Source organism: Prochlorococcus marinus XMU1402 (assembly GCF_017696205.1).
GTDB lineage: Bacteria > Cyanobacteriota > Cyanobacteriia > PCC-6307 > Cyanobiaceae > Prochlorococcus_A > Prochlorococcus_A marinus_AC.
Genome location: NZ_JAAORD010000001.1, coordinates 471,570 through 493,107 on the forward strand (window position 1 = coordinate 471,570; position 21,538 = coordinate 493,107).

The window sequence follows — 21,538 nt, forward strand, 5'->3', positions numbered from 1 at the left end:
CTAAGATTTGTACTTATATATGATCTTGCAATACAAAAAATTAAAAAATTCTTTTAATGGGAAAATTAAGTAAGTTAATGGGTTTGGACTAATTATTATTAAATAATTTTTTGAATTGGCTAAAGCATAAATTTTTTTTGAAACAAATTTTGGACTCATTATACCAATAGGATTTAGTTCTGATTTAAAAGGACCTAAGATGATTTTTTTAATTATTAATTTGTTCTTTATATTTTGGTCCAGAAGATTTTTTTTGAAAGAAACTAATTGACCAATAAGGGATTTACTAATCTCATATGAGGGATTTAAGGCTGGAAAAAGTTCTGCTTCAGATGTGTTTATCCAAATCTCTTTTTTTATAATTGAATCATTGGTTAGAGCAATATCCTCAAATAAATTTAAAAATTTGAATTTGCTTAATGCATTTATTTCTATTGATTTTTCATAATTAGAATTTTCTCTACTCAAATCATAGATTCCATGATTCAAAATCAAAATATCTATCTTTTCTAAATGTTTTTTTAATGAAAATTCTTTCCCACATTCCCATTTAACCCATTCATTTGGAGATTCAAGATTTTTTTTGCAATTATTTTTACTATGGGTAAATCCAATCACTTTATATCCTTTTTGACGAAATAACTTTGTTAATTCTTTACCTAGCGCGCCAGAAGCACCAGTTATACCAATGGTTTGTTTGTTTTGGGTTGAATTAATCATTTTGATTGATTTTGATGATATACCAAAGGATTAAAATAAACTTACCAAAAAACAAATTAATTATTTGATTAAAACTCATAAATAAATATTTGTTTAGTTCTGAAAAAAACATTATCTTGAACCTATTGATAAACAATTTCACTAATTATGAGCGATATATTGTTAATTGGTTCTTGTGAACCATTTAGTGGTAAGTCTGCATTGGTTCTTGGGATAGCAAAAAGACTCTTACAAGAGAAAAAAAAAGTACGAATTGGCAAACCATTAGCAACATGCATAGAACTTACTAATCTTCCTTCAATGTCATATGAAGGATTAATTGATGATGATGTTAAGTTTATTGGATCCACATTAAATATAGAAGAGGAGAATTTAATTTCTTCAGTAGGATTATTGGACAATATATCAGCTGAAAAAAGAATCTTCAATAAAGATTTACTCCCAGGAAAAGGATTTGATCAAATTGAAGGATTGGTTAATGATGATTTTGAAGGCCTGAATATTTTAGAAGCAGCTGGAAGTCTTCATGAAGGTATGATTTATGGCTTAAGTCTCCCACAACTAGCTAAGGATTTAGATGCGAAAGTTTTAATTGTGAATTTATGGGAAGATTGTAAAAGCGTGGATGCATTACTTGATGCGAAAAAACAATTAGGTGAGAAATTGGCAGGTGTTGTACTGAACGGAGTGTTGCCGCAAGAAGTCGAAAAAGTTAAAAATGAAATAATACCTTCTCTTAAAGATCTGGATATTGAAGTTTTTGGGGTGATGCCTAAATCACCACTGCTTAGAAGTGTCACTGTTGGAGAGCTTGTAAGAAGACTAGATGCCCAAGTGATTTGTTGCCCTGAAAAAGATCAATTACTTGTTGAAACATTAAGTATTGGTGCAATGGGGGTAAATTCTGCAATGGAATTTTTCAGAAGAAGACGAAATATGGCTGTAGTCACTGGAGCTGATAGAACTGATATACAACTTGCTGCTTTGGAGGCTTCAACTCAATGCCTCATTCTAACTGGTTTAGGAGACCCTCTTTCACAATTGATTCATAGAGCAGAGGAATTGGAGGTGCCAATTTTAAAGGTTGGATTAGATACACTTTCCTCAGTAGAAATTATTGAACAAGCTTTTGGTCATGTCAGAATACATGAATCTGTTAAAGCATCTTATGCTATTCAATTAGTTCAAGAGCATGTAAATCTAAAAAGAATTCTCGAAAAGATTGCTTTTCCCTGCAATTTTTCAGATAAATGCTAATTTCAAATATAGGAACCATTTTATTTTGAGCCGCTCTTTAGATTTACCAGCAACAGAAGGCGTTGATGCCTTAGCTCAAGAACTTGCAAAACTCCAAGACAAAGGTAAAAGGAGAATTGCTTTTTTGGGCACTAGACATGTACCTGTTGTCGATATTCATTTGATTGAGTTGATAGCAAGATCATTAGCAGAGGAAGGGCATAATATCCTTACATCTGGATCTCAAGGGGTTAATGCTGCGGTTATTCGTGCTGTACTAGATATTAATCCATCATTATTAACTGTTTTATTGCCACAAAGCCTTGATAGACAACTTCCCGAGATAAAAGATCAACTTGAAAGGGTTATGCATTTGGTTGAAAAAAGTGAAAATGATGAATTGCCTTTGCCACTCGCAAGCAGTCTTTGTAATCAAGAAATCATTACAAGGTGTGATCAATTAATATGTTTTGCTTTTCACGATAGTGAAACCTTATTAAACAGTTGTAGATGTGCCGAAGAAATGGGGAAAGTGGTTAGTTTATTATTTTTTGACTAAATTAATTAATTCCCACTTTTAAAAGATGATTTATGATAAAAATATTTAACTTTAAAAAAATTTAAGATGGCTGAAAGTTTTTCATTTGATGTAGTTTCTGATTTTGATAGACAGGAATTGGTTAACACTTTGGATCAAGTAAAAAGGGAAATTTCTCAGCGTTATGATTTAAAAGGAACTGAAACAACAATTCATTTAGATAAAGAAAATATTTTTATAACGACTAACAGTGAACTTACCCTAAATGCTGTTAATGACATAATTAGACAAAAGGCAATAAAAAGAAACTTATCTTTAAAAATTTTCGACTACGGTGATCTTGAAATAGCTAGTGGTAATAAAGTAAAACAGAAAATTCTTTTAATACAAGGAATTAAACAAGAAATAGCAAAAAAAATCAGTAAAAATATCAGAGATCAAATCAAAAAGATAAACGTTAGTATTAATGGTGAAACACTCAGAGTTTCTAGTAAGAGCAAAAATGATCTTCAATTAGCAATTAAGCTCGTAACTAACTTGGAGGAGTCTTTGAATATTCCACTAAAGGCAAATAACTTTAGATAGTATCATTAGTAATAATATTTTAAAATGGAAGATTTTTCTGAATCTCTTATTGAATCATTGTCGAAAAAAGTTAAAGAATATCCTCGTTTCTCAAAGGGAGAAATAGAGAAATTTTGTTGGATGGCAGTGCATGAGTATAAGCATGGTGTTTTACCTTCTGAGTATGATATTAGAGAGATAGATGAGGATCTTTATCTAAAACTTTTGCAGGAATTGAAATCAAAAATTTAATAAAAGAAGTATTTATTTTGTTTCTACAATTATTAAAAAAATATTTTAATTAAATGGCTTATTAATGCACTAATTAATTTGATTAAATATGATAAATCTAAAAGAATAATTTAATGTCAACATCTTTTAAAAATGTCACTCCAACTGGTCCGGGCGGAACGGCTACACTTCTTATTGTATTATCATTTACTGGATTTCTTTTACTCACTCAGTCTCTTTTTGTTGTCCCTTCTGGACAAGTTGCAGTGGTAACAACATTAGGTAAAGTAAGTGGTCCATCAAGGAGAGCTGGCTTAAATTTTAAACTTCCATTCGTTCAGTCTGTTTATCCATTTGATATTAAAACTCAAGTTCAACCTGAAAAATTTGAAACATTAACCAAGGACCTTCAGGTTATTAGGGCTACAGCTACTGTCAAGTACTCAGTAAAGCCTAATGAAGCAGGAAGGATTTTCGCTACAATTGCAAGTAGAAATAGTGATGTTTATCAAAAAATTGTTCAGCCATCTCTACTTAAAGCTCTTAAATCTGTCTTTTCTCAATATGAATTAGAGACAATTGCTACGGAATTCGCAGTTATTTCAGAAAAAGTTGGAGATACCGTTGCTCAAGAACTTAATTCATTTGATTATGTAGATGTCAAAAGTTTAGATCTGACTGGACTTGAAATTGCTGAAGAATACAGAGCTGCAATTGAACAAAAGCAAATAGCTGGTCAGCAACTACTTAGAGCAAAGACAGAAGTAGAAATTGCTGAACAAGAGGCACTTAGATATGAGACATTAAATAGAAGTCTTGATGATCAGGTACTTTTCAAATTATTTCTCGACAAATGGGATGGTAGTACACAAGTTGTTCCTGGTTTGCCAGGTTCAGAAGGTGGTAGTCCCCCAGTAATAGTCGGTGGTAGAAGATAATTATTCAAAAATCATCTTTCTAAAAGTTTAATCATTTACTTATCTTTCTTTAAGAAAAGACAAGTTAATGATTATTTTTTTATTGCACTAAAAGATTCGTCGAAAGCCTCGATAGTTTTATCAATTTCTTCTTCGCCATGTGAGAGTGATGTGAAACCAGCTTCAAAAGGACTTGGGGCTAAGTAAATTCCTCGTCGAAGCATTTCTCTATGCAACTTACCAAAAAGTTCGGCATCATTGGTTTTGGCTTCATCAAAATTTCTTACTGGCCCATCACATAAGAAAAATCCAAACATAGCGCTTACACTTCCGCCATAAATAGGTATACCGTTATTTTCTGCAGACTGAATTATCCCTTCAACTAATCTAGAAGTTGTTGAATCAAGTTTATCGTATGTACCATCTTGTTTGAGCAATTCAAGGGTTTTTATTCCAGCAGTCATTGCGAGTGGATTACCGCTCAAAGTACCTGCTTGGTAAACCGGTCCTGAAGGGGCTACCATTGACATTATTTCTTTCTTGCCTCCATAGGCTCCAACAGGTAAGCCTCCACCAATTACTTTACCAAGGGTGGTTAAATCAGGAGTAACTCCAAACTTTTCTTGAGCGCCTCCATAACTTATTCTGAACCCAGTCATAACTTCGTCAAAAACTAATAAGGAGCCATTCTCTGTTGTTAATTCTCTTAATCCTTCCAAGAATCCTGGTTCAGGAGTGATAAATCCAGCATTGCCAACAATAGGTTCAAGTATCACACCCGAAATGGCATCAGGATTCTCAGAAAATAATTTTTTTACTGCTTCTAGATCGTTGTAGGGAGCAGTTAGAGTGTTGGCAGTTGTTGTCCGTGGAACACCAGGAGAATCTGGTAAACCTAGAGTGGCTACACCTGATCCTGCTTTTACTAAAAACATATCTGCGTGTCCGTGGTAGCAACCGTCAAATTTAATAACTTTATCTCTTCCAGTAAATGCTCGCATTAGTCTCAAAACGGCCATGCATGCTTCAGTTCCACTATTAACAAATCTAACCATTTCTACAGATGGGACAGCATCAATTACCATTTCAGCAAGTTTGTTCTCTAGTACGCATGGAGCACCAAAGCTAGTGCCTTTCTCAATTGCTTCCTGTAATGCAGTTGTAACTTCAGGGTGGGCATGCCCACATATGGCAGGCCCCCAGCTTCCTATGTAGTCAATATATCTATTTCCATCAATATCCCAAGCAAAGGGGCCTTTCACTCTATCAAAAACAATTGGTTGGCCGCCTACAGACTTAAAAGCTCTTACTGGAGAACTAACTCCACCTGGCATTAGTTGTTGGGCCGCAGAAAAAATTTCTTCAGATTTGGTGTAATTTAATATTTCAGTCACAATTTAACTAAATGGTGTTTTGATGAAAATTTGTCATGTTCTAAATTAGAAATAAGTAAAAATTTTGTCAATCAGATTGAAATTCTACATTATGATATTTTTATCGCGATAGTTTTGATTGTAAATTATTAAATTTTTAAGAAATCACGATAAATGCCAACATCATTATTTGATAACTCTTTATTCATAAGCGTTCTCTGGCTTTAACGAATATCTATTTATTTTTGTTTATATTTCGAAAAAATCATCATCACTCTCAAAGAAATCCACATTTAAGTCACTTAAGTTAAGGTCAATCATCACTGGTGCATGATCACTTGGGCGCAAATTTTCTCTTGGTGAGCTGTCTATGACACAACTTTTAAGTTGTGATGAAAGTTCTTTACTGATATAGATATGATCTATTCTCCAACCTTTATTTAATTCATAAGCGTTATTACGGTAATCCCACCAACTCCAATGGCCAGAATTTTTTTCAAAAATCCTGAATGAATCTATTAATCTTTCTTTCAGAACATTATTTAGTGCATTTCTCTCCATCTCCGATGCCATTATTACTCCTTCATATTTATTTGGATCATGAATATCTAAGGCAGTTGGAGCAATATTAAAATCACCCATAAGACAAATTAATTCTCCGTTCTTTTCTTGTTCATCTAAAAAAGAAGCTAGACAATTTAACCAATTAATTTTGTAGGTAAACTTGTCTGATTCTAGTGAAGATCCATTGGGGACATAGACATTTATGATTTTAATACCGTTAATATCAGCAGAAATTAATCTCTTTTGATCTAGGAAAACCTCGATATCTTGATCAGATTCCATACAACCGAAGAATCCTTTTTTAACATTTTCTGCTTTAATCTTAGAAATAATAGCGACTCCATTGTATGATTTTTGTCCGTAAACCTCTACTGTATAGCCTAATTTTTCAAAAGCTTCAATTGGGAAATTATTATCCTGCACTTTTGTTTCTTGCAAACATAAAATATCTGGTTTGACTTGATTAATCCAATCTATTATTTGTGAAAGTCGTGCTCTTATAGAATTAACGTTCCAAGTTGCTATTAACAAATTTCTATTAGAATATGTAGAATTAAGTTAACAGATTTTTTTATTAAAGAATTTTAAAATTAAATAAAATGAAAATTTACTTTTCTAAAAACCTCTCAAAACCAACGACTTTATTTATTTTTCTTATTCCATTTTTTACTTTACAAGGTAATTTCCTTAATGCTGAATATGTATTTGAAGATTTGCAAATTGATAGCTCTACTAAAGCAGAAGAAGATAAATCAGCCATTCCAACTAATCCATTCGAAATTGTAGAAATGATTAGGAGATTCAATAGTTTAAATGATGCGACTAACCCATCTGATGCTATAGACGATGCGTTAAAGTCTTATAATGGTTTGGAGGAAAAACAAGGAATTTAATAAGTCAAATTGTTATTTTAAATTTTAAGATGTTAAAAAATCCTATCCCGAAAGTTACAAATAAACTGCAATTTAGAGCAATTGGAATCGTAAATGGTAAATTCATCCCCCATGAAAGTTCGCAATTAAATAGGGGATATTTAACTGATAATAAAGGAGAAAAAATTGAAACAGTAGTATTAGGAAAAGCATTATCTCTTCTGAAAAAGCATATTGATTTAAAGAAAAATTATTTTTGGATCGTTTATCCAAAGAATAAAAATACTCAAAACTTGCATTTACAAGTTGCAGGTATCTGGGATCCTTATCAACTTAATGATTTTCCAAATAATTCTTCAAAAACTAACTTCACCAAATTATTAGATGAATTAGATTTAAAAGATAATTACTTTTCAGTAAGAGGAACATTAGTTTTTGTAAATACTCAAAAGAAAGAGATTGTTATAAAAATCTGTTCTGCTTCAAAGATGCAGAATTTAAAAAATAAAAATTTTAAATTAGTAATTAAAGGGGAGCTTTCACTTGAATTTCTCAATAGTTTTGTAAGTTTAGATGTTATGAGAGATGGAAATTCTTTGAAATTACTTAATTACGAAGTTATTGAAAAAAATATTTCTAAAAAAAATTAGAATAAAAATTTGATCTTCACCTTAACTTTTACCAATAATGAAATCTAAGATTTATGAGAGATATATTTATTGAATGTTCTCCAGGCATTTCTGGAGATATGTTATTAGGAGCACTTTATGATTTAGGTGTGCCTAAAAAAGTAATTGAACAACCACTTATTGATCTTGGATTAAAGGATCTATATAATCTAGAATTTGAAGAATCTAAAAGTTGTTCAATCCGCGGGGTCAAGGCAAAGGTTGAGAGTATTGATTGTGGTCCAACCAAAAGAAATTGGAGAAGTATTAAAGAACTTATTTTAAAGGGGCAATTAGAGGAGAAATTACAGCAAATTATTTATGAAGTTTTTGAATCATTAGCAAATGCAGAAGGAAAAGTTCATGGCATCGAACCTGAGGAGGTTCATTTTCATGAGATTGGGGCTATCGATTCTTTAGTAGATATCATAGGTGTCTGTGCTGCGTGGAATTACTTGAATCCTAGAAAGGTTTATTGCAATGAACCTATGTTAGGTAAAGGTTTTGTGCAAACAGAACATGGTAAATTATCGGTCCCACCTCCTGCTGTTATTGAGCTAATAAGAAAAAATAATATTAGAGTTTTATCATGTTTTAATTCAATAGAGGGTGAACTATCTACACCAACAGGTATTTCTTTGCTTTCATGTTTAGTTGATTATTTTCGACCCCCTTCAAAATATTCTATTAAATCTTATGGGGTAGGCATAGGTAACTTAAAATTTCCATTCCCAAATTTGGTTAGAGTTTATGAAATTGTTTCATTTGAGGATTCTTCCATTAATCAACAAAATAATCCAAATTGTGAAGAAATATCTGTCCAGGAAGCATGGATTGATGACCAAACTCCTGAAGATGTATCTAATTTTGTAGAGAAATTGAGAATTGAGGGGGCTTACGACGTTTCTTATCAATCTATCAATATGAAAAAAAATAGAATTGGATTCTCTATTCAAGCGATCTTGCCAATTGAGAAGAAAGAATTTTTTAGGCGATTATGGTTTGATTATTCCAGTACTATTGGAGTTCGTGAAAGGACCCAATCTAGGTGGATATTACTTAGAAGAAGAGGAGAATGTTCAACGACTTTTGGAAATATAAAAGTTAAACAGATTTTGAAACCTGATGGATCTATAACTATGAAACCTGAAAATGATGAAGTTTTAAGATTAAAACTTGATCATAAAATATCAACTGACGAAATAAAAAAAATTATACAAGAGTCAAGTAAAAAATTTAAAGCATTTGAAAACTGGAAATGAGATTTAATAAAGGTGATCAACCATATCTGAAATTCCTTAAAAAAATTAATTTTGGTGGTTTAAAGAGTATTTTCTTTATTTCGAGCTTGTCATATTTTTGCATCTATTTTTTTGATAATATTGATCAAATTTCTTTTGATATCAATTTAGAAAGAAATGGTATTAATCTATCCTTATCATTTTTGTTTTGTGTTTTAAGTATTTACCTGAACGCTTATGCATGGAAATATATTGTTAAATGGTTTTGGAAAGAATTTAAAAGTAATAATCTAGTATCTTTTTATGTTTTGACTAATATTCTTAAATACGTTCCAGGAGGGATGTGGCATTTTGTTGAAAGATTTAATTTTATAAAAAAAATAAGTAATCCCCAAATTGCTTTGTATTCGACACTCATAGAACCTTATTTTATGTTGTGTGGATCTTTTTTCTTGGCATCACTGGGACTAATTTTTTCACCATTTTATTTTTTTTTGGTTTTTCCATTAGTATTCTTAAATAGAAAATTTATTTTTTTGGTATTAAAAAGATTAGGTTCTCTTAAAGGAAAAGTATTTGAAGTCTTGAGACTTCCAAATTCAAGGGGCAAATTCGAAGATAGGATAAATATAATTTCTTTTTTTCCTACCAGAGCTTTATTGCTTGAAATTGGATTTATTCTAACTAAATTTATTGGGTTTTATATTTGCTTAAATACTTTTTATGCAAGTAATACTCTGAATATCTTAATTTTATTAGTAATCTTTTCTTTATCATGGTCTATAGGCTTGGTAGTCCCAGCAGCTCCAGGGGGGGTTGGCGTTTTTGAGGCTTGCTTCCTCTTTTTTGTTGGCAAAAGTATTCCACAAAATATAATTCTTATTAGCTTAGTTTATTTCAGGGTTATATCTACCTCGGCTGATTTGTTTTTAAGCCTACCTTTCTTAATAAGAAAACTATCTAAATGAATTTAGTTCTTTTTCTCTAAACTTGGTATCAATGTAATTGATGCAAAAAGGCCTAAAGTCATGATGATAATGGCAGGTAATATTGCCTCTACCATCCTTTCATCTCCAGCATATTGATATATTCTCACAGATAATGTATCGAAATCGAATGGTCTTAAAATAAAGGTTATGGGTAATTCTTTTATCGTGTCTACAAAAACTAAAAGTGATCCTACAAATATTGGTCCTTGAAGAAGAGGTAGATGAATTTTTTTGATAATTCCAAGCCAATTTTCTCCTAGTCCAAGTGCAGCTTCATCAAGACTAGGAGAAATTCTCTCAAAACTTGAATCAATAGAACCTTTAGAAATAGTAAGAAATCGGACAAGATAACCCCAAATCAGTAAGCAAATAGCAATGAAATTAAATTTGGAAGAAGAAATGCTTATTAAAGATAAAGCTAGTACAGTGCCTGGGATTGCGTAACCTATTCCCGCAAGGTTTGTTATTAGTCCTAGCAATAAGCTTTTATTTGAGCGTTTGGCTAAGGAAATTATTAAGGAGAATAGCATCGCTATTAATGCAGTTAAAAGTCCTAGACTTATGGTTCTTAATGATAAGGTAAGTAATTCTATAGATAACCCTTTTTGAATTTGATCGATATTTAGCAAAACCCAAAAACATGGAATTCCAAAAGAGAAAATTGGTGGAAATAAGGATGCCATTATTGCTAAAAGGGCTCTAGTTTTTTTTAATTCCCATCCTTGAGAATCCTTTGATGCAGGATTTTCACTCCACCTTTTTGATTTTCTTCTCGAGAATTTTTCAAAAATAATTAAAGTGAAAATTATTAACAAGGCTACCAAAGATAATCCAATAGCACTTTTGGGATTACCTTCAATTATCCAATTTTCGGCTATACCAGTAGAAATACTTGGAATATTTAATAATGCAAATGTTCCTAACTCATTCATGATTTCCATACACATTAAACTTATTCCTGTGATTAGTGCTGGCAAAGCCATTGGAAAAGCAATTTTAAAGAAGCTCCGCCATGGTCCCACACCTAATCCTCTACTAGCATTGATTTGGTTAACTCCAAATTTATTAAAACTTTCGTTAGCAAGAATGAATACGTATGGATAAGTAGAAATTGAAAGTATTAAAACCCCCCACCATAAACCAGTTACTTGATATCCCAAAATACTTCCTAAATCCTGCAAAACAGCTGTTATTAGGTATGCTGGGGCGGCTAGTGGAATGAGTTGACAAATACGGATAACTTTTCTGAACTTAAAATCACAATTTGAAAGTAACCATCCATTTAAAGTGCCTAATCCTCCTCCAAAAAAACTTGTTAGTACCAAAACTTTTAAAGTTTCTAATATCTCTTCGCCCCCAGCAATGCCTAATGAAAAATTTCCACTCAAAACATATTGGACTCCTTCAAGAAGAAAATTGGAAATTGGAATGATTACTAAAAGTGCGACAATAAACGAAGTAAAATAAATAAGTTTAAATTCGGTTAATGCTTGTTTAAATCCTTTAATAAGTATTTTCAAAAATTAATTAAATCCTAATATGAACTCTAATCTGAATTAAATCTACATGATGACAGTTGATTTTTAATAGTTTGGTGATCTAAGTTTTTCCCAATTAATACTATCTTGTTAGTTTTTTCTTTTGTCCATTCCTCATCATCTAGAGAAAACCGCTTTCCAGAAAGGTGAAAAATATGTTTTCTTTCACTTTCCATAAACCATAATATACCTTTTGCTCTGAATACATTTTCTGAGATTTGATTATCTAAGAAATATTGAAACTTCCTTAAAGAAAATGGTTCAAATGTCTCATATGAAACTGAGGTAAAACCCTCGATATTATTTATCAAATCGTGGGAATGAGAAGAGTGGTCGTGGGAATGAGAAGAGTGGTCGTGGGAATGAGAAGAGTGGTCGTGGGAATGAGAAGAGTGATCGTTTGAATTTTGTTCTATATTTTTTTTATTTTTCTCGAATTCAATAGTATCCGTCTCAAATAGACCCACGCTCATTATTGTATATAATGCAACTTCACTATTAGTTGATCTTAAAATCCTTGGTTCTTTTTTTATTTTTTTTATAAACTCCTCTATTTTCTTTAATTGTTTTTCATTTACTAAATCAGATTTATTAAGAAGAAGGATATCTCCGTATAAAATTTGAGAATAGGCGACATTTGTTTTATTAATTTCAAAATCAAAATTTTCTCCATCAATGACAGTGATTATCGAATCTAATCTTACTTTTTCTCTAAGATCACCAGCCGCAAAAGTCATGGCTACTGGTAATGGATCTGCTAATCCAGTTGTTTCAACAATCAAATAGTCTAATTTTTCAGCCCTTTCTAAAACTTTGGATACGGTATTTAATAATTCGCCATTGATGGAGCAACATATACAACCATTATTTAATTCGATCATATCTTCTGAGCCTTCTATTATTAAGTCATTATCTATTCCGATTTCTCCAAATTCGTTGACTAAAACAGCTGTTTTAATTCCAACTTGATTTTTTAAAATATGATTTAGAAGTGTAGTTTTGCCAGAACCTAAAAATCCACTAATAATAGTAACTGGCAATAAATTTTTAGACATTTTGAATAGTTGAAAACAAGTTTATATTTTTATTGCTCGAAAATTTTGTTGATTTCCGAAGCTAATGTTTGATCAAGATTCGTAATACCTCCTAGATCATGTGTATTTAATTTAATTATTACTTTTGCATAAACATTTTCCCAGTTAGGATGATGATTATATTTTTCACAGATTAAAGCAACCTTAGTCATGAAAGCAAAGGCTTCAATAAAATTAGCGAAGTTAAATTCTCTTTGGATTCGTTTAGATTTAATTTCCCAGCCAGGAATTTTGACAACTAATTCCTTCAATTCTTCATCTTGCAAAATGTAGGGTTCCATTAAATAATAAATCTGTCTTATTACATTATAAATATCTTATTTTTTCTCACCAATTATATGTACATTAATGATTCTTTCCTTTTGATCAAATCGATGTTCCCATAAATAAACTGCTTGCCATGTGCCAAGCATAATTTTCCCGTCTTGAAAACTCAAAGATAAACAAGAGTTTGTTAGGGATGTTTTAATATGTGCTGGCATATCGTCAGCCCCTTCTTGATAATGTTTATAGGATATTTCTTCTCTATTTTTTGATAAGGTTAAGTAGGAATCATAGGGAACTATCGATTGCATATACTTTTTTAGGTCCCTCAGTACATTTGGATCTGCGTTCTCATTAATAGTTAAACTGCAACTTGTATGAAGTGAAGTTAAATTTAAAATTCCGGAATGAAAATTATTTTTTTCAACACATAAATTTAAATCATATGTGATATCAATAAAACCCTCTCCATGGGTTATGAATTTTAGTTTTGAAAATATTTGTTCCATATAAGTTAAAACTTAATTAATCAATATCCTATTATGGATAAAGATGCATGTTTTACTGCAGACATTAAAATTTTTATCTTAAGATAAATTTAATTTCCATTTAAATCTTTGGCTGAAACTCATTGGAATAAGCTGGGTGCTTACCTTAAAGAAACACAAATATTAGGTTCAATCCAAAATACACTTTATTGGGATCAGAATACTGGAATGCCAAAGAAAGGTGCTTCTTGGAGGTCTGAACAACTTACTTACATTGCAAAAGTATTGCATAAAAGAAATTCTTCAGAAGAATTTTCTAACTTAATTGAATCTGCTAAAAATGAACTATTAGATAGTGAACTAAAATCTGATAATCAATTTCTTATTAAAGATAAAGAAAGGAATATTAATCTTTTATTGAAGGAATTTAATAGAGAAAGCAATCTAGATCCAGAATTAGTTGAGTCTTTAGCAAAGGCAAAATCAAAAGGGTATGAAAGCTGGCAAGAGGCTAAGAAAAAATCAGATTTTAAAATTTTTCTTCCATTTTTTGAAGAATTAGTCAAATTACGGATTGAAGAGGCAAAACAAATCTCTGATCAATATTCACCATGGGAGACACTTGCCCAACCCTTTGAACCTGATTTGACTTTGAAGTGGTTGAATAAGATGTTTCAACCATTGAAAGATACTATTCCAGATTTGATTAGAGGAATTAATCAGTCAAAAAAAAATCATTGGGATTTAGGTCCAGAATCTCAAGAAAATTTGTGTTCTAAATTACTTGATGAATTTGGGAGAGATAAAGATCTTGTTGTTGTTGGTAAATCTCCTCATCCTTTTTCAATTACACTAGGACCTAATGATTATAGGATTACGACAAGAATTGTTGAAGGTGAACCATTATCAAGTTTTTTAGCAACTGCGCATGAGTGGGGCCATTCGATTTATGAGCAGGGTCTGCCATCTCAAAGTCATCAATGGTTTGCTTGGCCTTTAGGTCAAGCAACTTCCATGGGTATTCATGAAAGTCAATCTTTATTTTGGGAAAATAGAATAGTTAAATCCAAATCTTTTTCAAAAAGATTTTTTGAAAAATTCGCTTCGGCTGGATGTTCTCTAAATAATTATCTAGAACTATGGAAATCTATAAATCACATTGAAGCAGGATTAAATAGGGTTGAAGCAGATGAACTGACTTATGGCTTACATATACTAGTTAGAACAGAACTTGAAATAGATTTGATTGAAGGAGGTTTGCCTGCTGAAGATATTCCAGCAGAATGGAATAAAAGATATGGAGAACTTCTTGGAATAACACCATCTAATGATTCAGAAGGATGTCTCCAAGATGTTCATTGGAGCGAAGGTGCGTTTGGATATTTTCCTTCATATTTGTTAGGTCATCTTATAAGTGCGCAAATATCTTCTCAAATGGAAAAAGACATTGGTTTGATTGATAACTTAATCGAAAATGGTGAATATAATAAAATTATCTTTTGGTTAAGAAATAATATTCATAAATATGGCAGATCAGTTAATTCTATGGAATTAGTGAAAACTGTTACCAACGAAGATCTTTCACCAAACTATTTTCTTAATCATTTAAAATCCAAATTAAATGATATTTGCTGAATTTTTAATTTTAAAGAAATTGGTTGAGTATGAGGATGTAAGATAAATAAAAATTATTTCTTGATGGCAAATCTAAATCAGCCCCCAAGCAGGGTTACACCAAATTTATTGCATATACTTGATGCTTTCACTGATAGCTCAAATAAAATAGTTAACACTATTGTTGAATTGAACTCAAATACAATAAATAAATATGAATTAATTACAGAAACGGGTCACCTTAAACTTGATAGGGTGGGTTATTCTTCACTTGCTTATCCTTTTGCTTATGGATGTATACCAAGGACATGGGATGAAGATGGAGATCCACTTGATGTTGAAATTGTTAGCGTAACTGAGCCATTGATACCCGGATCTATTGTGGAAGCAAGGATTATTGGGGTAATGAAATTTGATGATGGTGGAGAGGTAGATGATAAGGTAATAGCAGTTCTGGCAGATGACAAAAGGATGGATCATATCTCAAGTTTTGAAGACCTTGGAGAACATTGGTTAAAAGAAACAAAGTATTATTGGGAGCACTACAAAGATCTAAAAAAACCTGGAACATGCACTGTTAATGGTTTTTTTGGAATAGAAGAAGCTGTTAAAGTGATTAGAGATTGTGAAGAGAGATATAAAAAAGAAATTGATCCTAAATTAGTAAATTAACTAATTTTTGTTTTCTCTAAATTCTTCAAATATTTCGCTGAGAATTATATCTGCACCTTGTTGCTTTAGTTTTTTTGCCAGTTCTATACCTACTTGCTCAGGGTCATTAATATTACCAATAACTTGATCTTTTATAAGCCTTTTCCCATCAAGAGAGGCTACCATACCAGTAAGATAAAGTTTTTCATTCTCTATTTTGCTATTAACACCTATGGGGACTTGACACCCACCTTCAAGCTCTCTTAAAAAAGCCCTCTCTGCCAGACATCTTTGACTAGTTGGTTTATCTTCTAAGACATTTATAATCTCTAAAACTTTTTCATCATCAGATTTGCATTCAATACCTAGAGCTCCCTGCCCAACGGCATGGAGGGAAATTTCACTTGGAATAATCTGGTGAATTCTTGATTCAAAGCCTAATCTCTTTAAACCAGCAGCAGCAAGAATTATACAGTCAAATTCTCCGGCATCTAATTTTTCTATTCGTGTAATCACATTTCCCCGGATATCTTTGAAAACAAGATGTGGGTACTTATTTCTTAATTGTGCAAGTCTTCTAAGAGAGCTTGTCCCCACAATTGAACCTGAAGGTAAAGTTTCTAATTTATAACAATTATTTTTTTTGCTTACTACTAAAGCATCTGCAGGGTCCTCTCTTTTTGTGATACATCCTAATTTAAGCCCAATAGGTAGATTTGTTGGTAAATCCTTTAGAGAATGAACTGCTATATCTGCTTGGCCTACTAGCATTTGTGCTTCAAGTTCCTTTGTAAATAAGCCTTTATCGCCTATTTTTGCAAGTGCTACATCAAGAATTTTGTCACCTTGAGTTGCCATAGCCTCTATTGATACTTCTATATTGGGAATATTTTTTTCTAGTTGATCTTTAACCCATAAAGTTTGAACCATGGCTAGTTTACTTCTTCTACTAGCTATTTTCAGTTTAAAATTAGTCATTAAATATTATTCTGAGTTTAGATAAAAAGTAAGTCGAATTTATTTTAAGCTATTCTTTTGCAACTTTCCAAAGCTGAAAATTATATTTAACTATTTTTATTTTATGTATTCTTTTAAAACACCATTTCGATTGGGATGTCTAAGTTTTCTGAGAGCTTTTGCTTCTATTTGTCTAATTCTTTCTCTAGTTACATCAAATATCTGCCCAATTTCTTCAAGAGTCTTCATTCTTCCGTCATCAATTCCATATCTCAATCTAAGTACATCTCTTTCCCTTGGACTTAGAGTTGCTAAAACTCCTTCTAAATCTTCTCTTAATAAAGTCTTTGAAACATCTTGCTCGGGATTTTCAATATCTGCCTCTATGAAGTCCCCAAGTCTAGAATCCTCTTCTTTACCTATTGGAGTTTCTAAAGAAATTGGTAGCTGAGCACTTTTGGCTATAAATCTTAATTTTTCAATTGTCATTTCCATACTTTCAGCTATTTCTTCTTCACTTGGCTTCCTTCCGAATTCTTGGCTAAGAACTTTTGTGGTTTTTTTAATTCTGGATATTGTCTCGTATAAATGAACTGGTAATCGAATAGTTCTACTTTGATCTGCAATTGCTCTAGTGATGGCTTGCCGAATCCACCACGTAGCATAAGTGGAGAATTTGTAACCTTTTTCATGGTCAAATTTTTCTGCTGCCCTAATCAAGCCCAGACTTCCTTCTTGTATTAAATCTTGAAATGATAAACCTCTATTCATATATTTTTTTGCAATGGAAACAACCAATCTTAAGTTTGATTGAACCATTTTTTCTTTCGCTCTTCTTCCTAATAGAAGTCTTCTTCTGAATTTGGAAAGAGGCATATCTATCAATTCAGCCCATTCTCTAACGGATGGGAAATGACCTTTCTCAGACTCATATTGAGTTGCCAGTTCTTCTAACTGGAGCAAGTCAGCAATTTTTCTTGCAAGTTCAATTTCTTCATCTGGCCTTAAAAGTCTAATTCTTCCAATTTCTTGGAGATAAACCCTGATTGAATCTTCAGTATAAATACCTTTTGGTCCAAGCTTTATATTTCCAAGTTCTTTATCTTCTTCTTCAGAATCAGTAAATTCATTATTAATTTCTACGCTGTTTTCGCTTAAATTTGATGATGAATTTATTTTTTGACTATTTTTATTACTATCCTCTTCAACTATTGTTTCTAAATTGGCATTAATTTTTTTATTAATCTTTTTTTTTGAACTAGGTTTAGAATTTTTTGATTCTGCTGCTACTGGACACATAATTGACTCCTTTCTACGGTGAATTTAACTAGTTAAAATTTTATTTAGGGCTAATTTGTACATTTAGTAGTAAAAATCCCATTAATGTTTAAAGAACTTTTTTACGATATGTGAGTAAAAAAGTTTTTTCAAAATTGTTGAAAAATTTAAATAGTGCTATAGATTACCTAAAGTAAAAAGTCTTGGGATTTCTCAGACAGGCAGATCAATTTTTGAATTTTAACTCAATGATCCAAGCAACATGTCTCCCTTAAGAGCAGGATACTTACAATGTGCAAAAAACACTTTGTGGAATGTTCAACAATCTAATACTAAGAAAAAGTTTTGAACCCGGCAAGTAATCAGTTATCAAATATCATTTTTAAATTCGAGATTTTGCTTGATATAGGTAGCATTAGTGATAGCTTTTACTATTTAGATGGAAATAATCTTGGTGTAGAGGTGGGTGATATTGTATCTGTAAAACTTAGAGGGAGATTATTAAATGGGTTAGTAATCTCCAAAGAAAACTTTTCTAAAATTAATAAAGAAGAAACAAATGTTTCTAGAAGAAAAAGTATAAAATATTTGTTTGTTGAAAGTATATTGCAGAAGAAAATATTTGATGACTTGTGGAGAGAATTGATGGAGTCTCTTGCCTCTTTTTATATGGTTAGTAATTTAAAAATGTTTAAAACGGCATTCCCACCAGGTTGGATTGGTAAATATAAGAAAATTTCTCAGGGTTTAAAAGATCAAATATGGATTGGAACCAAGAGAGAATTCGACATAACAATAAATAAGTTGACCAAGAAAGAATTTTTGTTAATAAATACTTTGCCTAAAAAAGGTGCTTGGCAAAGTGAACTAATCAAGTCTGGTTTTAATTACACTTTAATTAACTCAATGGTTAGTAAAAATTACCTTGTTAAATCTAAAAGAAAAAAAGCCGTAAATCCTAAATTAAATTTATTTTTAAATGATCCTGATCCTAGTGCAATAAAAAAACCAAATCTTACATGTGAGCAGGAAATAGCAATTCAAGAATTTCAAACAATGAAACCTGGACATGTCTTAATGCTTTGGGGTGAAACAGGTTCTGGTAAAACAGAAGTTTATATGAGAATGTCTGAAGATCAATTACTTAATAAAAAAAGTTGTTTGGTACTTGCGCCAGAAATTGGCTTGATTCCTCAACTTATTGATAGATTTAGAAGCCGATTTAATAATGTTGTTTATGAATATCATAGTAATTGCTCTTCTAGTCACAGAACTTTAGTTTGGAAAGAAATTATCAATACTAATGAACCCCTAATTGTAATAGGAACAAGGTCTGCAGTTTTTCTTCCAATTAAAAATTTAGGATTAATAATAATGGATGAAGAACACGATGTTTCATATAAGCAAGATAGCCCTATGCCTTGTTATGACGCAAGAGACGTTGCTATTGAAATAGTAAAAAGGAATTCTGCAAAGCTAATTTTTGGAAGCGCAACCCCATCAATGCAGACTTGGAAAAAATGTATTAACGAAAAGAATTTTAAATTGGTACGCATGATTAAAAGGATATCTAAGAATGAGATGCCTGAAATAAGAATTATTGATATGCGGAATGAATTTAAGAAAGGAAATATGAAAATCTTATCTAATGAATTATTAGAATTGGTTCCCCAACTACGATTAAAGAATGAACAAGCAATAATTTTGATTCCTAGGAGGGGACACAGTGGTTTTTTAAGTTGTAGAAATTGTGGCTACTCAATAAAGTGCCCAAACTGTGACGTTCCTTTATCTGTGCATCTTGGTTCACAAGGAAAAAAATGGTTAAGTTGTCATTGGTGTGAACTTAAATCGAGACTGATCAATCATTGCCCAGATTGTAACTCAAAAGCTTTCAAGCCTTTTGGAATAGGGACTCAAAGAGTTGTGGAGTTTTTAAATAAAGAATTTCCCGACACAAGAGTTCTTCGATTTGATCGCGATACAACCTCAAGCAAAGATGGTCATAGAGATATTCTTTCAAAGTTTTCTAAAGGCGATGCTGATATTCTTGTAGGAACTCAAATGCTGGCAAAAGGAATTGATATCCCGAATATTACTCTTTCAGTAGTTATCGCGGCAGATGGATTACTCCATCGTCCAGATATTTCTGCAGAAGAAAAATCATTACAATTGTTTTTGCAATTAGCGGGACGCGCAGGCAGAGCTCAAAAAAAAGGAAAAGTTATTTTTCAAACATATAAACCGAATCATCCTGTAATTTCATATCTTCAGAAAAGAGATTACGAAACATTTTTGACTGAAACTTCGAAATTGAGAAAAGATGCTAATTTATTTCCATTCTGTAAGGTTTGCCTACTAAAATTATCGGGCGAAAACTATGAATTAACAGAATTAGTTTCAACTAAATTGGCAAATTATCTACTAAAGTTTTGTGAACAAAATAATTGGAAATTAATTGGCCCTGCCCCTAGTTTGATTTCTAAAGTGGGAAAAAAATTTAGATGGCAAATATTAATACATGGTCCTGAGAATTCAAAGATACCCTTGCCAGATAGGTCATTATTATGGAAACTTATTCCAAAAAATGTTTTTTTAACAATTGATGTTAATCCAGCAGAGTTGTAATTACTTTGATGGAAGTTGAGGCAAATCTGTACCTAACTTAAATCTATAGAATCTTAATGAATAAGCCAATATCATTATTATTAAAATGATAGTTATCCCAATCAATAATTTGTTCCAGCTCCAAAAAGAAAATTCGAGACTATTCATTTGACCCAGATTTAAATTCCAAATTATGAGATTTCTAGTGATTGCTATATTTGAATTATTTTTACCAGTAAGGGTAGCTTTATTAGGGTGAATTACTTTGAAAATGAGTTCTAAATTATCAACATTTTTTATTGAGTTAAGATCTAAATCTACCTTGTAAAAATATTTTTTAAAAAAAATGAAGTTTTTTTGACTAGTGATTATCTCTAAATTTGTTGATCCTCCTGCCAACTCTCCTGCAGTATTTTGGATCATTTTAAGTACTTGCATTGTCTCCTCTTGATTAAGATATTTATTTTTCAAAGAAAAAGTTGATTCTTCTTGTGAAATTTCAGCATCAGGAAAAATATCTTTAATTTTCTCCTCGAATTTTATTTGCCAAGGGAATTTTTTTATGTATTTACTCTCTATTACTAGATTATTAGTAATTGAATCAAGTTCACTTATATCAAGAGTATTTTCAACTTTAACGCAGCCACTTAAGAGTGGAATAAGTAAAAATAGTATTAAAAAAATAATCAGAGAAAAACCCTTCTGAAAGGGTTTTGTTTCGCCAGTTGGAGAATCAGTAACATTGATAAATTTTTTTTCCTCCGCTACTTTTCTTTTTTTGCGTAGTGAGTTAAGAGATTTTTTATTTAGTGATGGATCGCTTTCAAACTCAACATTCCAATTTTTTGGTTTTTTGATTTCTGGAGAATCTATAATTTCCATCAAATATTTTGCATTTTCTCTCGTCTTATTATCGTAAGATTTGAGAAGTTCTTTACAAAAAGTTTTTGCCTCCTCTTTTTTATTTAAGCCACATAGGGCAGTAATTAAAATTGTTCTTAAATTTACTCCCTCTTTACTTGATAAAGGAAATGACTCTATTTTAGGTAAAAGGAATTGAATGCAATAATGATATTCACCTTTAGCTAGAGCAAGTTCTGCAGTCCCTAAAACTTGCTTATAAGTTTTCATAAG

The 21,538-nt window shown here is 31.4% G+C and carries 22 protein-coding genes; 12 read left to right on the forward strand and 10 right to left on the reverse strand.

Annotated features, from left to right (window positions below; translation table 11 throughout):
- Positions 1–720, reverse strand: a complete 720-nt coding sequence (locus tag HA141_RS02675; protein ID WP_209116643.1) for an SDR family oxidoreductase — start codon at positions 718–720, stop codon at positions 1–3.
- A 147-nt stretch (positions 721–867) separates the two neighbouring features.
- Between HA141_RS02675 and HA141_RS02680 the strand changes: the two genes are divergently transcribed.
- From HA141_RS02680 to HA141_RS02700, 5 genes are all read left to right on the forward strand, one after another.
- Positions 868–1,977 carry a phosphotransacetylase family protein gene (locus tag HA141_RS02680; RefSeq protein ID WP_209116645.1) on the forward strand — a complete coding sequence of 370 codons (1,110 nt, stop codon included), beginning with the start codon at positions 868–870 and terminating at the stop codon, positions 1,975–1,977.
- Positions 1,978–2,002: 25 nt separating this feature from the next.
- Positions 2,003–2,515 (forward strand): DNA recombination-mediator protein A, encoded by a 513-nt coding sequence (locus HA141_RS02685; protein WP_209116647.1) that lies wholly within the window; start codon positions 2,003–2,005, stop codon positions 2,513–2,515.
- A 66-nt stretch (positions 2,516–2,581) separates the two neighbouring features.
- Positions 2,582–3,079 carry a YajQ family cyclic di-GMP-binding protein gene (locus HA141_RS02690; RefSeq protein ID WP_209116649.1) on the forward strand — a complete coding sequence of 166 codons (498 nt, stop codon included), beginning with the start codon at positions 2,582–2,584 and terminating at the stop codon, positions 3,077–3,079.
- Positions 3,080–3,103: 24 nt separating this feature from the next.
- Positions 3,104–3,310, forward strand: a complete 207-nt coding sequence (locus HA141_RS02695) for a hypothetical protein (RefSeq protein WP_209116651.1) — start codon at positions 3,104–3,106, stop codon at positions 3,308–3,310.
- A 113-nt stretch (positions 3,311–3,423) separates the two neighbouring features.
- Positions 3,424–4,227 carry a prohibitin family protein gene (locus tag HA141_RS02700; protein ID WP_025894130.1) on the forward strand — a complete coding sequence of 268 codons (804 nt, stop codon included), beginning with the start codon at positions 3,424–3,426 and terminating at the stop codon, positions 4,225–4,227.
- 71 nt (positions 4,228–4,298) lie between these two features.
- Here the strand turns inward: HA141_RS02700 and hemL are convergent, their stop codons facing one another.
- Entirely contained in the window at positions 4,299–5,600 is a 1,302-nt protein-coding gene (gene hemL, locus HA141_RS02705; protein ID WP_209116653.1) for a glutamate-1-semialdehyde 2,1-aminomutase, read from the reverse strand.
- Between the two features lie 228 nt (positions 5,601–5,828).
- Complete coding sequence (xth, locus tag HA141_RS02710; protein WP_209116655.1) at positions 5,829–6,674, reverse strand: exodeoxyribonuclease III; 846 nt, start codon at positions 6,672–6,674, stop codon at positions 5,829–5,831.
- A gap of 68 nt (positions 6,675–6,742) precedes the next feature.
- Here xth and HA141_RS02715 point away from each other — a divergent pair, with 68 nt between their 5' ends.
- Genes HA141_RS02715 through HA141_RS02730 form a run of 4 tightly spaced genes read left to right on the forward strand, consistent with a single transcriptional unit; the run spans position 6,743 to position 9,892 of the window.
- Entirely contained in the window at positions 6,743–7,036 is a 294-nt protein-coding gene (locus HA141_RS02715) for a hypothetical protein (RefSeq protein ID WP_209116657.1), read from the forward strand.
- A gap of 29 nt (positions 7,037–7,065) precedes the next feature.
- The gene (locus HA141_RS02720; protein ID WP_209116659.1) at positions 7,066–7,665 is read left to right on the forward strand and encodes a hypothetical protein; all 600 of its coding nucleotides are present in this window, start codon (positions 7,066–7,068) and stop codon (positions 7,663–7,665) included.
- Positions 7,666–7,718: 53 nt separating this feature from the next.
- The gene (gene larC, locus HA141_RS02725) at positions 7,719–8,945 is read left to right on the forward strand and encodes a nickel pincer cofactor biosynthesis protein LarC (protein WP_209116661.1); all 1,227 of its coding nucleotides are present in this window, start codon (positions 7,719–7,721) and stop codon (positions 8,943–8,945) included.
- On the forward strand, positions 8,942–9,892 hold the full coding sequence (locus HA141_RS02730; protein WP_209116663.1) for a hypothetical protein: 951 nt from the start codon (positions 8,942–8,944) through the stop codon (positions 9,890–9,892). Before larC ends, HA141_RS02730 begins: the two co-directional genes overlap by 4 nt.
- Before the next feature lie 2 nt (positions 9,893–9,894).
- Here the strand turns inward: HA141_RS02730 and HA141_RS02735 are convergent, their stop codons facing one another.
- The 4 genes from HA141_RS02735 to HA141_RS02750 are packed head-to-tail and all read right to left on the reverse strand — an operon-like array spanning position 9,895 to position 13,318.
- Positions 9,895–11,433 carry an ABC transporter permease gene (locus HA141_RS02735; RefSeq protein WP_209116666.1) on the reverse strand — a complete coding sequence of 513 codons (1,539 nt, stop codon included), beginning with the start codon at positions 11,431–11,433 and terminating at the stop codon, positions 9,895–9,897.
- 26 nt (positions 11,434–11,459) lie between these two features.
- Complete coding sequence (locus tag HA141_RS02740) at positions 11,460–12,506, reverse strand: CobW family GTP-binding protein (RefSeq protein WP_209116668.1); 1,047 nt, start codon at positions 12,504–12,506, stop codon at positions 11,460–11,462.
- Between the two features lie 29 nt (positions 12,507–12,535).
- Entirely contained in the window at positions 12,536–12,826 is a 291-nt protein-coding gene (locus HA141_RS02745; RefSeq protein WP_209116670.1) for a 4a-hydroxytetrahydrobiopterin dehydratase, read from the reverse strand.
- 36 nt (positions 12,827–12,862) lie between these two features.
- Positions 12,863–13,318: a secondary thiamine-phosphate synthase enzyme YjbQ gene (locus HA141_RS02750; protein WP_209116672.1), complete on the reverse strand. Its 456-nt coding sequence runs from the start codon at positions 13,316–13,318 to the stop codon at positions 12,863–12,865.
- A gap of 108 nt (positions 13,319–13,426) precedes the next feature.
- On the opposite strand from HA141_RS02750, the gene HA141_RS02755 reads away from it, so the two are divergent.
- Positions 13,427–14,932: a carboxypeptidase M32 gene (locus HA141_RS02755; RefSeq protein WP_209116674.1), complete on the forward strand. Its 1,506-nt coding sequence runs from the start codon at positions 13,427–13,429 to the stop codon at positions 14,930–14,932.
- A gap of 63 nt (positions 14,933–14,995) precedes the next feature.
- Positions 14,996–15,583, forward strand: a complete 588-nt coding sequence (locus HA141_RS02760; RefSeq protein WP_209116676.1) for an inorganic diphosphatase — start codon at positions 14,996–14,998, stop codon at positions 15,581–15,583.
- Here the strand turns inward: HA141_RS02760 and hemC are convergent, their stop codons facing one another.
- Complete coding sequence (gene hemC / locus HA141_RS02765; RefSeq protein ID WP_209116678.1) at positions 15,584–16,540, reverse strand: hydroxymethylbilane synthase; 957 nt, start codon at positions 16,538–16,540, stop codon at positions 15,584–15,586.
- Between the two features lie 96 nt (positions 16,541–16,636).
- Entirely contained in the window at positions 16,637–17,818 is a 1,182-nt protein-coding gene (gene rpoD, locus HA141_RS02770; protein WP_209116680.1) for an RNA polymerase sigma factor RpoD, read from the reverse strand.
- A 324-nt stretch (positions 17,819–18,142) separates the two neighbouring features.
- Between rpoD and priA the strand changes: the two genes are divergently transcribed.
- Complete coding sequence (gene priA / locus HA141_RS02775; protein WP_209116682.1) at positions 18,143–20,425, forward strand: replication restart helicase PriA; 2,283 nt, start codon at positions 18,143–18,145, stop codon at positions 20,423–20,425.
- On the opposite strand, the gene HA141_RS02780 is transcribed toward priA, so the two are convergent.
- Complete coding sequence (locus tag HA141_RS02780; protein ID WP_209116685.1) at positions 20,426–21,535, reverse strand: DUF3153 domain-containing protein; 1,110 nt, start codon at positions 21,533–21,535, stop codon at positions 20,426–20,428. It abuts the gene before it with no gap.
- Positions 21,536–21,538 lie beyond the last annotated feature (3 nt).